This window comes from Kitasatospora sp. NPDC096077 (assembly GCF_040303245.1).
Taxonomy (GTDB): domain Bacteria; phylum Actinomycetota; class Actinomycetes; order Streptomycetales; family Streptomycetaceae; genus Kitasatospora.
The window spans coordinates 185,489-198,151 of record NZ_JBEOSV010000008.1; the positions used below are offsets into that span (position 1 = coordinate 185,489).

Annotated in this window: 13 protein-coding genes; 7 read left to right on the forward strand and 6 right to left on the reverse strand. The window is 73.6% G+C overall.

Annotated features, from left to right (window positions below):
• Nucleotides 1–22: 22 nt before the first annotated feature.
• From ABTZ03_RS11165 to ABTZ03_RS11175, 3 genes are all read right to left on the reverse strand, one after another.
• A complete protein-coding gene (locus ABTZ03_RS11165) occupies nt 23–478 on the reverse strand; it encodes a MarR family winged helix-turn-helix transcriptional regulator (RefSeq protein ID WP_350512623.1) in 456 nt (151 codons plus the stop codon).
• Between the two features lie 108 nt (nt 479–586).
• Nucleotides 587–1,003, reverse strand: a complete 417-nt coding sequence (locus ABTZ03_RS11170) for a DUF3037 domain-containing protein (RefSeq protein ID WP_350512624.1) — start codon at nt 1,001–1,003, stop codon at nt 587–589.
• A complete protein-coding gene (locus tag ABTZ03_RS11175) occupies nt 1,000–1,755 on the reverse strand; it encodes a HipA family kinase (RefSeq protein WP_350512625.1) in 756 nt (251 codons plus the stop codon). The genes ABTZ03_RS11170 and ABTZ03_RS11175 overlap by 4 nt, the downstream gene beginning before the upstream one ends.
• 230 nt (nt 1,756–1,985) lie before the next feature.
• Between ABTZ03_RS11175 and ABTZ03_RS11180 the strand changes: the two genes are divergently transcribed.
• Entirely contained in the window at nt 1,986–3,344 is a 1,359-nt protein-coding gene (locus tag ABTZ03_RS11180; RefSeq protein ID WP_350512626.1) for an NAD(P)/FAD-dependent oxidoreductase, read from the forward strand.
• 58 nt (nt 3,345–3,402) lie between these two features.
• Here the strand turns inward: ABTZ03_RS11180 and ABTZ03_RS11185 are convergent, their stop codons facing one another.
• Entirely contained in the window at nt 3,403–4,614 is a 1,212-nt protein-coding gene (locus ABTZ03_RS11185) for a GDSL-type esterase/lipase family protein (RefSeq protein ID WP_350512627.1), read from the reverse strand.
• Nucleotides 4,615–4,773: 159 nt separating this feature from the next.
• On the reverse strand, nt 4,774–6,111 hold the full coding sequence (locus ABTZ03_RS11190; RefSeq protein WP_350512628.1) for an aminotransferase class I/II-fold pyridoxal phosphate-dependent enzyme: 1,338 nt from the start codon (nt 6,109–6,111) through the stop codon (nt 4,774–4,776).
• 34 nt (nt 6,112–6,145) lie between these two features.
• Between ABTZ03_RS11190 and ABTZ03_RS11195 the strand changes: the two genes are divergently transcribed.
• From ABTZ03_RS11195 to ABTZ03_RS11220, 6 genes are all read left to right on the forward strand, one after another.
• A complete protein-coding gene (locus ABTZ03_RS11195) occupies nt 6,146–6,820 on the forward strand; it encodes a pyridoxamine 5'-phosphate oxidase family protein (protein ID WP_350512629.1) in 675 nt (224 codons plus the stop codon).
• Between the two features lie 13 nt (nt 6,821–6,833).
• Nucleotides 6,834–7,493, forward strand: a complete 660-nt coding sequence (locus tag ABTZ03_RS11200; protein WP_350512630.1) for an FMN-binding negative transcriptional regulator — start codon at nt 6,834–6,836, stop codon at nt 7,491–7,493.
• A 115-nt stretch (nt 7,494–7,608) separates the two neighbouring features.
• Nucleotides 7,609–9,021, forward strand: coding sequence for a sugar porter family MFS transporter (locus ABTZ03_RS11205; protein ID WP_350512631.1), 1,413 nt, complete (start codon nt 7,609–7,611; stop codon nt 9,019–9,021).
• A gap of 57 nt (nt 9,022–9,078) precedes the next feature.
• On the forward strand, nt 9,079–9,780 hold the full coding sequence (locus tag ABTZ03_RS11210; RefSeq protein ID WP_350512632.1) for a dienelactone hydrolase family protein: 702 nt from the start codon (nt 9,079–9,081) through the stop codon (nt 9,778–9,780).
• Between the two features lie 106 nt (nt 9,781–9,886).
• Entirely contained in the window at nt 9,887–11,170 is a 1,284-nt protein-coding gene (locus ABTZ03_RS11215; protein ID WP_350512633.1) for an MFS transporter, read from the forward strand.
• Nucleotides 11,171–11,270: 100 nt separating this feature from the next.
• Nucleotides 11,271–11,801 carry an HAD domain-containing protein gene (locus tag ABTZ03_RS11220; protein ID WP_350512634.1) on the forward strand — a complete coding sequence of 177 codons (531 nt, stop codon included), beginning with the start codon at nt 11,271–11,273 and terminating at the stop codon, nt 11,799–11,801.
• Here ABTZ03_RS11220 and ABTZ03_RS11225 read toward each other — a convergent pair.
• Nucleotides 11,791–12,579, reverse strand: a complete 789-nt coding sequence (locus tag ABTZ03_RS11225) for a CPBP family intramembrane glutamic endopeptidase (protein WP_350512635.1) — start codon at nt 12,577–12,579, stop codon at nt 11,791–11,793. The two genes, ABTZ03_RS11220 and ABTZ03_RS11225, sit on opposite strands and share 11 nt — an antisense overlap.
• Nucleotides 12,580–12,663 lie beyond the last annotated feature (84 nt).

Below are 12,663 nucleotides of genomic sequence, written 5' to 3' on the forward strand. Positions count from 1 at the left end.
CCCGAACCGGGACACGGCCCCGCTACTGCGCGCCGCCCGCCCGTCCGGCCAGCACCGGCAGGACCTGCCCGCAGATCGAGTGCAGCGCGATCCGCTGCTCGTCGGTCATCGCCTCGAAGGCCTGGTGGGTGCGGGCCATCTCGCCGCGGATCCGGTTGAGGATCTCCCGGCCCTCGTCCGTGATCACCACGATCTTCACCCGGCGGTCGCCGGCGGCCGCCTCCCGGTTGGCCAGGCCCAGCGTCTCCAGCCGGTCCACGATCCCGGTCACGTTCGACGCGTCACAGCCCAGCCGTCCGGCCAGCGCCCGCATCGGCACCGGCTCCTGGACCGAGCCCAGCGCCTTGGCCTGGGAGGAGGACAGCCCGTGCCGGGCCGCGGCCGCCGCGAAGTCCTGGAAGTACGCGGCGCCGACGGCGGCCAGCGCCTCCATCAGATCGGCGTTGGTCGGTACGGTCGTCGTCGAGGTCGAACCCATGGGGTCAGCGTACGGCCGAGTGCTTCAGCAACTCAAGCTTTGAGCACGGCAACCGTCCGCGAGCCGTCTCACACTCCCCCGATCGGGGGACGAGCAGGGCGCCGACGGTCAGAGCACGAGCTGGTCGAACAGCCGCCGCAGCTCCGTCTCCGGGTCCGCGGTCAGCCCGGTGTGCACCGGCCCCGGCTGGACGATCGCGCTGCGCGGCGCGGTCAGCCAGCGGAACCGCTGCCCGGGACTGTCCGAAGCCGCCGGACCGGCCGGCGGGCCGCCCAGGCAGACCGCCTCGATGCCCTGCAGCGCCCGGCGCACCCCCTGCACGTCCGCCACCGGGTCCAGCGCCAGCAACCGGGCCTGGTCCAGGTGGGTCCGCGCCGCCAGATGGGCGGCCTGCCGGCAGTACAGCAGCACCCCGACGTTGACGCACTCGCCCCGCTCGACCCGCGGCACCGCCCGGATCACGGCGTACTCGTAGTCGTGCAGCTCGACGACGGCCGGCAGCGCGGCCGACAGCGGCCCGGTCATGCGGACACCTCCGGCAGCCAGTCGCGCGGACCGGCCAGTCGCTCGGTCAGCTGGGCCCGGTACGCGGCGCGCACGTCCTCGGGCGAGTCGAAGCCGAACTCGTCCACCAGCCACACCTCGGGGATCTGCGCCACGGCCGCCTCGATCGCCGCCTCCGCGAGCGGCGCGAGCGCCTTGTCCGCCGCCGCCAGGTCCGGCCGGGCGCGCAGCAGCGCGTGGTCGGAGGCGTCGTACGGGCGGCGCACCCAGCCGGCCGCGCCGGCCCAGTTGTGATGGAAGATCAGGCTCGCGCCGTGGTCGATCAGCCGCAGCCCGCCGGTCGCCACCAGCAGGTTGGGGTTGCGCCAGGAGCGGTCGACGTTGCCGATCAGCGCGTCGAACCAGAGCACCTGCCCGGCGAGTTCGGAGTCCACGTCGAAGCAGAGCGGATCGAAGTTCAACGCGCCGCTGACGAAGGCCATCCCGAGGTTGGTCCCGCCGCTGGCCCGCATCTGGTCCTGCACCTGGTGGTCCGGCTCGCTGCGCGCGAGCACCGGGTCCAGGTCGACCGTCACCAGCTCCGGCACCGGCAGTCCGAGCCGCCGCCCCAGTTCCCCGGCCAGCACCTCCGCGACCAACGCCTTCCGGCCCTGCGCCGCGCCGACCCATTTCAGCGCGTACAGCCGCCGGTCGTCGGCCTCGACCAGGCCCGGCATCGAGCCGCCTTCTCGCAGTGGCGTCACGTACCGGATCGCCGTCACCTCGGGGAGCACGCCCGACAGCTTATCGGTGCACCACCCACCCCCGTGCGCACCGGGCCCACACCCCGTCACCCACGGCCTCTCACCACTGCTCCCCGTCCGCCCCGCACCCCACCCGCGCCCCTCCCCTTACCCCCTCCCCCCAGCGCCCCACCCCGGTGGCAGCCCCCGCTGCTCCGTGCGAGTGTGGCGGACAGTAATGGGGACCTTCCGGTACGACCCGCACGGCAAAGGGATGAGCGATGGAACGACCTCGGATCCTGATCGTGGGCGGCGGCTTCGCAGGCCTGGAGTGCGCCCGCCGCCTCGAACACAAGCTCTCGCCCTCGGAGGCCGAGATCACGCTGGTCACGCCGTTCAGCTACCAGCTCTACCTCCCCCTCCTGCCGCACGTCGCCGCCGGCGTCCTCACCCCCCAGTCCGTCGCGATCTCGCTGCGCCGCAGCCTGCGCCGTACCCACATCGTCCCCGGCGGCGCCATCGGCGTGGACCCGGCCGCCAAGGTGTGCGTGGTCCGCAAGATCACCGACGAGGTGATCGCGCAGAAGTACGACGTCCTGGTGCTCGCCCCCGGCAGCATCACCCGCACCTTCGACATCCCGGGCCTCACCGACTACGCCCGCGGCATGAAGACGCTCGCCGAGGCGGCCTACGTCCGCGACCACGTGATCGCCCAACTCGACCTCGCCTCGGCCACCTTGGACCAGCGCGAACGCGAGTCCCGGCTGCAGTTCGTGGTGGTCGGCGGCGGCTACGCGGGCACCGAGACCGCCGCCTGCCTGCAGCGCCTGACCACCGCCGCCGCCCGCCGCTACCCGCGCCTGGACGCCCGCCAGATCAAGTGGCACCTGATCGACATCGCCCCCAAGCTGATGCCCGAACTCGGCGACGCGCTCGGTATCGCCGCCCTGGAGGTGCTGCGGGAGCGCGGCATCGAGGTGTCGCTGGGCGTCTCGGTGGCCGAAGTCGGCGCCGAGACGGTCAAGTTCACCGACGGGCGGGTGCTCCCCTGCCGCACCCTGATCTGGACCGCCGGCGTGGCCGCCAGCCCGCTGATCGGCACCCTGGACGCCGAGACGGTCCGCGGCCGGATCGCGGTGACGGCGGAGATGCGGGTGCCGCAGCTGGAGGGCGTGTTCGCGCTCGGCGACGCGGCCGCCGTCCCCGACCTGGCCAAGGGCGACGGAGCCGTCTGCCCGCCGACCGCCCAGCACTCGGCCCGCCAGGGCCGCGCGGTGGCGGACAACGTGATCGCCTCGCTCCGCAGCCAGCCCCTGGAGCCGTACTACCACAAGGACTTGGGCCTGGTGGTCGACCTCGGTGGCAAGGACGCGGTGTCCAAGCCGCTCGGCATCGAACTGCGCGGCGTGCCCGCCCAGTTGGTGGCCCGCGGCTACCACATCATGGCGATGCGCACCAATGTGGCGAAGTTCCGGGTGGGCGCGAACTGGCTGCTCAACGCGACCGCCGGAGACGACTTCGTCCGCACCGGCTTCCTGGCCCGCCAGCCCGCCCGGCTGCAGGACTTCGAGTACACCGACGCCTATCTGACGAAGGATCAGGTGCGCGCCCACGCCCAGTCCCTGCTCGCCAAGGGCTGACCACGCCCGTGCCGTCGCCCCCTCACCGGATCGGTGAGGGGGCGACGGCGCGTCCGGGTCACTCCGCGGTCAGGTACATCCCGCTCGCATCCTGCCCGGCCGTGTTGTCGCACGCGTAGTTGCCGGTCGGCCGGGCCCACAGCTGGCTCAGGCAGCTGCCGAGCGCCGCCTGCCCGTAGTAGTTGGGGTGCATCGACTCCTGCAGCACGCCCTGGGTGGTGTTGAGCCCGCCGTCCAGGAACCGCGCCCACTCGCTGGTGGTCGCGGACGGCGCGGAGCCGGCCGTCGGCTGCTGGGTGGCGGTGGAGCACACCTCGCGGCCCTGCAGCATGTTCGAGAGGTCCAGGAACTGCGCCCCCTTGGCCGCCGCGACCCCGGCCAGCGCCTTGGAGATCTGGGGCACCATGGAGTCCCGGGCCCAGTCGGCGTCCGCGTTCCAGAACGGGCAGCCGCCGGTGTCCGAGCGGGTCCAGCCGCTCTCCGGGTAGCGCATCTCGGCGCTGCGCGGGATCGGCGACGGGTACGACTGCAGGACCAGCCGGTAGTCCGACTGCGCGTACCCGGCGTCGGACATCACCGCGCGGATCTCGTCGACCGCCTTGCCGACCCCGGCCATCGCGGTCGGCAGCTGCGAGTCGATCTGGGACTGCGCGGAGTCGTGGCAGTACGAGTTCCAGATCAGGTAGTCCTGCACGCAGTCGGAGATGATCCCGGAGAAGCCGAGGTCGTTGCCGCCGATCGACAGGGTGATCAGCTTGACGTCGTTCTGCCGGGCCACGGTGGCGAGTTGGTCCGCCTGCGGGGCCTCGCCCTTGAGCGACTGGCCGCCGTCGGCGGCGCGGAAGACGTTCGCGGTGACGGCCCCGGAGCAGGCCAGGTTGATCCGGTTCTGCGCGACGGTCGAGGCGCCCAGCACCTCGGAGACGTCGGAGCGGTCGCAGCCGCTCGCCGCCGTGGCGCCGTACACCAGCGAGGGGTCGGCCGAACTCCCGTTCCAGGCCCGGTCGGTGCCGTTGTGGTCGGCGCTGCCGCCGGCCGAGTTGCCCTGCCAGCGCCCGGCCTCGCCGGAGATGTAGCTGTCGCCGAGCGCGACGCTGGCGGTCGGCCCGCTCGGCACCGCCGCCCGCGCCGCCGGAGCGGCCGGAGCCGCCGAGGCGGGCGCGGCGACGGCCAGCCCGGCCACGGTCAGCGGCAGGGCGAGGGCCGCGGCGAGCAGCCGTCGGGCGGGGCGGCGGGTACTGCGGGTGATGCTCGAACCGTTTTCGGGCACGGCGGAACTCCTGCGGCTCGGTCTCCCCGCGTTTCGGGGGCGGGGAGACGCCTGGGTGTGAGGGTGGGCCGCCGGCCGGTGGCGCAAAGGAAGATGGCATGGCCGCGCCGGTCACCGCTAGGCACCTGCAGCAGGTTTCCCGCTTTGTTACCGACGGGTTCAGACCAGCCGGGTGTCGACACCGTCCGTTCCCAGAACCGCTGCCAGATCGTTGGCCAGTTCCGTTGCGTCCGCCGGGTCCAGGCGTGCGACGGTGAACCGCAGCCCGGGCGGCGACTGGATCCGGTACCGCGCTCCGGGCGCCGCCACCCAGCCGCGCTGCACCAGCGCCGCCAGCGCCGAGGTCTCGTCCGGCACCGGCACCCAGACGTTCAGCCCGCTCGCCCCGTGCGCCTCGATGCCGCGCGCCGCCAGCTCCGTCAACAGCGCGTCCCGGCGCGCCCGGTAGGTCGCGGCCAGGCTCGCGACCGGCACCGCGTCGGCACGCCACAGCTCGACGACGGTGCGCTGCAGCAGGTGGCTGACCCAGCCCGCGCCGAGCCGCAGCCGCCCGGAGACCCGGCCGACCGTCTCCTCGTCACCGACCATCACCGCCACCCGCAGGTCCGGCCCGTAGGCCTTGGCCGCCGAACGCACCACCGCCCAGTGCTGCGGCCCGGCGCCGACCAGCGACCGGTACGGCTGGTCGACCATGCCGTGCCCGTGGTCGTCCTCGATCAGCAGCACCCCGGGGTGCTCGGCCAGGACGGCCCGCAGCTCCGCCGCCCGTTCCGCGCCGACCGCCGCACCGGTCGGGTTCTGCGCCCGGCTGGTGACCACCACCGCGCGGGCACCCTCGGCCAGCGCCCCGGCCAGCGCGTCCGGCAGCGGCCCCTCGTCGTCCAGCCGGACCGGCACCGGCCGCAGCCCCATCGCGGGCAGCAGGTCGAGCAGGCTGCCCCAGCCCGGGTCCTCCACGGCCACCGCGTCGCCGGGGCGCAGCCAGGCGCCGAGGGTGCGCTCGACGGCGTCCAGCGCACCGGAGGCGACCGCGATCGGGCCGCCGGGCAGCCCGTCGGCCTCGAAGGAGCCGCGGGCGAGTTCGTGCAGTCCGGGGTCGAGGCGCGGGTGCCCGTAGAGCACCGGCTCGGCCCTGGCGGCCTCGGCGGCGGCCGCCAGGGCCGGGCCGAGGTCGGGCAGCAGCGCCGGGTCGGGGTTGCCGCTGGCGAGGTCGCGGGCGTGCGCGGGGACGGGGATGCGGATCTGGTCGCGCGGGGTGAGCGCGGGCCGGGGCAGGATCCGGCTGCCCTTGCGGCCGGCCGTCTCGATCACGCCGCGGTCGCGCAGCAGCCGGTAGGCGGCGGCCACGGTGTTGGGGTTGACGCCGAGTTCGGCGGCGAGGTCGCGCAGCGGAGGCAGCGCGGTTCCGGGGGCGAGCCGCCCGCTGCTCACGCCCTGTTCGATGTGGGCCGCGATTTCGCTGGCGCGTCGCCCTTTCAGCGGATAGTCTCCTAGCACAAACACGATTATGCACTAGTACATAGAGGTTGTCATGTCGGCGAGCCCTGAAGACACCCACGGGTCCACCTACGCCCGCACCCCCCGGACCACCCCGACCCGCTACAAGGACCGCGCCACCTGGGAACAGGAGGCGATCCACGCCGTCCTGGACGATGCCTTCGTCTGCCACCTCGGCTTCGTCGCCGACGGCGCCCCGGTCGTGCTGCCCACGATCTTCGCCCGGGTCGGCAGCCGGCTCTACCTGCACGGCTCCACCGGCAGCCGCCCGCTGCGCGGCGCCGCCGACGAGCAGGGCCTCCAGGTCTGCGTCACCGTCACCCACGTCGACGCCCTGGTGCTGACCAAGTCCGCGTTCAACCACTCGGTGAACTTCCGCTCGGTGGTCGCCCACGGCACCGCCCACCAGGTCACCGACCCCGAGGAGCTGGACGTCGCCCTGGCCGCCCTGGTCGACCAGGTCGTCCCCGGCCGCTCCGGCGAGGTCCGCCCGGCCAATCCCAAGGAGCTCGCCGCCACCGCCGTGATCCGGCTGGAGCTGGACGAGGTCTCGGCCAAGACCCGCTCGGACGGCGCCAACGACGACCCGGCCGACGCCGACCTGCCGCACTGGTCCGGCATCGTCCCGGTCCGCACCGTGTACGGCACCCCCGAACCTCACGACGCGACCGTCCCGCTCCCGGCACACATGCACCGCTTCCCGCGCTGAACGGAACCCTCCGATGCTGATCAGATCCTGGGACCGCGGTGACGAGGACGAGTGGCGGGCCTGGCTCGCCGAGGGCCGCGACTTCGGCCTGCTCGCCGCCAACGGCCGCCCCGGCGAGGGCCCGGTGCTGGTCCCGACGCACTTCCTGCTGGACGAGGAGCGCGGCGAGATCCTGCTCCACCTCGCCGCGCCCAACCCGCTGCTGGCCGCCGTCCGGGCCGACCCCAACGTCACCCTGGCGGTCACCGACGGCTACGCCTTCGCCCCCGGCCACTGGCGCGGCGAGCCGGGCACGCCCACCAGCTACTACGCCTCGGTGCACTTCCACTGCACCGCCGAGGTGGTCGAGTCCGCCGCCGGCAAGGCGGAGATCCTCAACCGCCAGCTGGCGCACTTCCAGCCGGAGACCCCGGACTTCCGGGTGGTCCCCGGCCCGAACGAGCTCGCCCGGCTGCTGCCCGGCCTGCGCGGACTCCGACTGACGGTCCGCGAGGTCCGCGCCAAGTTCAAGTACGACGACAAGAAGCCGGCCGAGGAGCAGCGGGCGATCGCCGGGCGGCTCGCCGAGCGCGCGAACGGCCCGGCGCTGCGCCGCGACCAGGACGCCGCCGCCCGCACCGAACTGCTGCGGCGCCATCAGCGGCGCGCGGCCAGCGGACGCGCCGTCGACTGACCCCGTTTCACCCGATCGGCGCCCAGCCCGGGCAGGTCGGCCGCCGCGCTGCTCGAATGTGAGACGAGTCCTGCCCGCCCGTCGGAGCGGGCCCGTCCACCTCGGGGAGCGCGCGTTGTCCACAGTCCACAGCCCAGGGGCGTCCGGGGAGGCCCACCTCGGCCACGTCATCTTCATCTCGGCGGCCGCCGCGATGGGCGGCTTCCTGTTCGGCTACGACAGCGCCGTGATCAACGGCGCGGTGACCGGCATCCAGAAGCACTTCGAGGTCGGCCACGGCACCACCGCCTTCGTGGTGGCCATCGCCCTGCTCGGCTCGGCCGTCGGCGCGGTGGCCGCCGGACGGCTGGCCGACCACCTCGGCCGGGTCCGCACCATGCTGCTGGCCGCCGTGCTGTTCGCGGCCAGCGGCATCGGCTCGATGTTCCCGCCGAACATCGAGGCGCTGGCCGCCTGGCGCGTGGTCGGCGGCGTCGCGATCGGCATCGCCTCGGTGATCGCCCCCACCTACATCGCCGAGGTCGCCCCCACCGCCTACCGCGGCCGGCTCGCGTCCTTCCAGCAGATGGCGATCGTGCTCGGCATCACCGTCTCCCAGCTCGCCAACTGGGCGCTCAACCAGGCCGCCGGCGGCGAGTCCACCGGCCACCTCGGCGGCATCCAGGCCTGGCAGTGGATGCTCGGCGTCGAGACCATCCCGGCCCTGGTGTACGGCCTGATGGCCCTTTCCATCCCGGAGTCGCCGCGCTACCTGATCGCCGACCACCGCGAGGAGCAGGCCCGCAAGGTGCTGGTCGAGGTGGAGGGCGAGGACGTCGACCTGGACGCCCGGGTCGCCGAGATCCGCCAGGTGCTGGAGTCCTCCCACAAACCCCGGCTCAAGGACCTGCTCGGCGGCCGCTTCGGTCTGCTGCCGATCGTCTGGGTCGGCATCGGCGCCTCGGTGTTCCAGCAGTTCGTCGGCATCAACGTGATCTTCTACTACTCCTCCTTCCTCTGGCAGTCGGTCGGCATCAACGAGTCCAACTCGCTGCTGATCAGCCTCTCCACCTCGATCATCAACGTGATCGGCACGGTGATCGCGATGGTCCTGGTGGACCGGATCGGCCGCAAGCCGCTGGCGCTGGCCGGTTCCATCGGGATGGCCCTCGCCCTGGCCACGGCCGCCTGGGCCTTCTCCTACCGGAGCGGCACCGGCGACACCGCCACCCTCGACAACACCCACGCCACCGTCGCCCTGATCGCCGCGCACGTGTTCGTGCTCTGCTTCGCCTTCTCCTGGGGCGTGGTGGTCTGGGTGCTGCTCGGCGAGATGTTCCCCAACCGGATCCGCGCGCTGGCCCTGTCGGTCGCCGCCTCGGCCCAGTGGATCGCCAACTGGGCGATCACCGTCAGCTTCCCGGACCTCGCCGACTGGAACCTCTCCGCGACGTACATCATCTACGCGGCCTTCGCGCTGCTCTCCATCCCGTTCGTGGCCTTCTGCATCAAGGAGACCAAGGGCCGCGCCCTGGAGGAGATGGGCTGAGTCCCCGCCCGCTCCCCCTCCCCCGCCGCACGCGGCCCGACCCACCGAGAGGTAGCCATGCCTGACCAGGGCGGCTCCCGGCAGAACGTCACCTTCCCGAGCAACGGCCGCACCGCGCACGGGTACCTGGCCCGCCCCCCGCAGGGGATCGGGCCGGGACTGGTGGTGGTGCAGGAGTGGTGGGGGCTCACCTCGCACGTCGCCGACCTGGCCGACCGCTTCGCCGCCGAGGGGTTCACCGTGCTCGCCCCCGACCTGTTCGGCGGCGCCACCACCCACGACAGCGCCGAGGCGGCCCGGCTCAAGCGCGAACTCCCGGTCGAGCGGGCCGTCGAGGACCTCTTCGGCGCCGTCGGCTTCCTGCTCTCGCTGGACGGCGTGGTCGGCGACGCGGTCGGCGCGGTCGGCTTCTGCATGGGCGGCGGCTTCGCCCTGATGCTGGCGGCCCGGGCCGGCGACCGGGTGGCCGCGGTGGTCCCGTTCTACGGCCTCCCGCCCGACCCCGACTTCGACTACCGCGGCCTGACCGCCCACGTCCTCGGCCACTTCGGCGAGCTCGACCGCTCGATCCCGATGGCCGCCGTGGACGAGGCCGCGATCCGGATCGGCGAGGCCACCGACGTCCGCCCCGAGATCCACTTCTACCCGGCCGGGCACGCCTTCATGAACGACGAGAACCCGCTCGGCGGCTACGACGCCCTCCAGGCCCGGACCGCCTGGCGACGCACCCTCACCTTCCTCTGGGGCCACCTCGGCTGACCCCCGGAGCGCTTCCGGCCCACGCCCGGGACCGCTCCCGCCCACGCCACCGGGCAGCTGCGAAACCCGATGGACACCTGTACGAACTCCGGCCATAGTCACCCGGGTGCCCACCCCACACCCGCCGCCCGCCCGCCGCCTCGCCTGGGCGAGCCGCAACTTCCGCATCCAGACCGCCGCCACCGTGATCAGCGGCCTCGGCAACGCCGGCGCCCCGATCGCCACCGCGTTCGCCGTCCTCGGCAACGGCGGCGGCACCGCCGAGGTCGGCTACGTCACCGCCGCCCGCCTGCTGCCCACCGTCCTGTTCCTGCTGCTCGGCGGCACCCTCGCCGACCGGCTGCCGCGCCACCGGATCATGGTCGGCGCCAACCTGTTCAGCGCCGTCGCCCAGGCCGTGCTGGCCGCCCTGGTGCTGGCCGGGGACGTCCGGCTCTGGCAGCTGCTGGTGCTCTCCGCCGCCGGCGGCGCCGGCTACGCCCTCTACGCCCCCGCGGCCGGCGGAATGATCATGCAGGCCGTCCCCCAGGAGCACGCCACCCGCGCGTTCTCGGTCTTCCGGATGAGCCAGAACGCCGCCCAGATCGGCGGGGCCGCCCTCGGCGGAGCGCTCACCACCGCCGTCGGCCCCGGCTGGGTGCTCGCCCTGGACGCCCTCTGCTTCCTGCTCTCCGCCGCCCTGCGCTTCCTCCTGGAGCCCGAGTCCGCGCCGGCCCCCTCCGGCGGCAGCATGCTGCGCGACCTGCGCGAGGGCTGGCGGGAGTTCTCCTCCCGCCGCTGGCTCTGGGTGATCGTGCTGCAGTTCGCCGTCCTGATCGCCTGCATCAACGCGGTCGAGGCGGTGTACGGGCCGACGTACGCCAACGAGTACCTGGGCGGCGCCACCGACTGGGGCCTGGCGATGTCCGCCTACGGGTTCGGCCTGGTGGCCACCGGCCTGCTGATGGTCCGTTGGCGTCCCCGCCGGATCCTGCTGGTCGGCAACTGGGGCGTGTTCCTCTTCGGGCTGCCCGCCCTCGCCCTGGCCGCCCGCTTCCCGCTCCCGCTGCTGATCGCCGCGATGTTCCTCTCCGGCGTCGGCGTCACGGTCTTCGGCGTCAACTGGATGGTCGCGCTCCAGCAGGAGATCCCCGAGGAGATGTTCTCCCGGGTCACCGCCTACGACGAGCTCGGCTCCTACTCGCTGGCCCCGATCGGGACCGCGCTGGCCGGCCCCGCCGCCGTCGTGCTCGGCCTGTCCGGCGCGCTCTGGGCCTGCGCCGGGCTCTGCCTGCTGCTCAGCGCCCTCGTGCTGATCGACCCCCAGGTCCGCCGGCTCTCCCGCCGGGACCCGCACCGAAGCACCGCGGACGCACCGGTGCCCGCCGTCGCGCCCACGCCCACGCCGTGAGCGCCCTGTGCGCCCCGCGTGCGCCCGCTGCCGAGCAACCACCGGTGCGAATGGTTCGTCCGACCAGGTAGGAAACACCATCCACCTGGGGGGCCCACCGGTGCCTAAGCCACTGCTGTTCCTGGACGTCGACGGGGTGCTGAACCCGGTCTGTCCGCATCCGGACGCCGGGTTCGACTCCCACACCCTGCTCGGCTACGCCGTCCTGCTCGCCGCCAAGCACGGCGCCTGGCTGCGCGAGCTCTCCGGAACGTACGAGCTGGTCTGGGCCACCACCTGGGAGGAGCACGCCAACACCCACATCGCCCCGGCGATCGGCCTGGACCCGCTCCCCTTCGTCCGCTTCACCGGTGACGTCCCCCACCCCGGCGACCCGCGCGTCCCGCTGATGGAGCTGTTCTCCGCCCGCAAGTGGGCCCCGCTGCTGCGCTACGCCGAGGGCCGACCGTTCGCCTGGGTGGACGACGTGATCCCGTCCCGGCTGGTCCGCCGCTCGCTCTGGCGCCGCGACCGCCTGCTGCTGCCGATCGACCCCGGCCAGGGCCTGGAGCGCCGGCACGTCGACCGGCTGCTCAGCCGTCCGCCGCGCGCCCTGTCGTTGTCAGCCGGCGGAACGGCCGTCAGGGGGTAGGCAGCCAACTGACGTGCCCGGCGAGCAGCGCGTACCCGACGAAGGCCACCGTGTCGATCAGCGCGTGCGCCGCCACCAGCGGCATCACCCGCCCCCAACGCCGGTACAGCAGGCAGAACACCGCCCCCATCACCATGTTGCCGACCAGCCCGCCGACCCCCTGGTACAGGTGGTACGAGCCGCGCAGCACCGAACTGGCCACCACCACGGCCGGCCAGGACCACCCCCGCTGACCCAGCCGGCGCAGCAGGTAGCCGAGGACGACGACCTCCTCCAGGACGGCGTTCTGCCAGGCCGACAGCACCAGCACCGGCACCCGCCACCACACGTCCGGCAGCCCCGAGGGCGCCACCGTCAGGTTGTACCCGGCCGCCTGCGAGACCAGGTACAGCACCAGCCCGGAGCCGCCGATCGCGGCCGCGACGCCCGCGCCCCGGCCGAGGTCGCGCAGCTTCTCCCGCAGGTCGAAGCCCAGCACCCGCAGCGAGGCGCCCTCGCGCACCAGCAGGTAGCCGACCAGCACCACCGGCATCAGCCCGCGCCCGATGTAGTAGAGCTGCCAGACCAGGTCCAGCCAGGGCCGCCCGGGCGCGTGCGAGCCGTTCAGGGTCGCGACCTGCTGCCCGAGCTGGATCGGCGCGGTGAGCGAGCCGGCGAAGCTGATCAGCGCGCTGATCCCGCTGGCGCCGAGCGAGAGTCCGAGGACGATCAGCAGTTCCGCCCCGAGCAGGCGGCGGTCGGGCCGCGCGGTCTCCGGCACGGTCGGGCGGGTCGTCACGGGCGCTCCAGCAGACGGATCCTGCGGCGAGCAGGTGATGGCTCCGGCGGTCGGCCGACGACCGGAGCGATCATCCTGACACAG

Bases quoted from the DNA above. Each gene is read 5' to 3' on its own strand.
- ABTZ03_RS11180 (WP_350512626.1), top strand. From the start codon at position 1,986: ATGGAACGACCTCGGATCCTGATCGTGGGCGGCGGCTTCGCAGGCCTG.
- ABTZ03_RS11200 (WP_350512630.1), top strand. From the start codon at position 6,834: ATGCTGATCAGATCCTGGGACCGCGGTGACGAGGACGAGTGGCGGGCC.
- ABTZ03_RS11210 (WP_350512632.1), top strand. From the start codon at position 9,079: ATGCCTGACCAGGGCGGCTCCCGGCAGAACGTCACCTTCCCGAGCAAC.
- ABTZ03_RS11165 (WP_350512623.1), bottom strand. From the start codon at position 478: ATGGGTTCGACCTCGACGACGACCGTACCGACCAACGCCGATCTGATG.
- ABTZ03_RS11195 (WP_350512629.1), top strand. From the start codon at position 6,146: ATGTCGGCGAGCCCTGAAGACACCCACGGGTCCACCTACGCCCGCACC.
- ABTZ03_RS11170 (WP_350512624.1), bottom strand. From the start codon at position 1,003: ATGACCGGGCCGCTGTCGGCCGCGCTGCCGGCCGTCGTCGAGCTGCAC.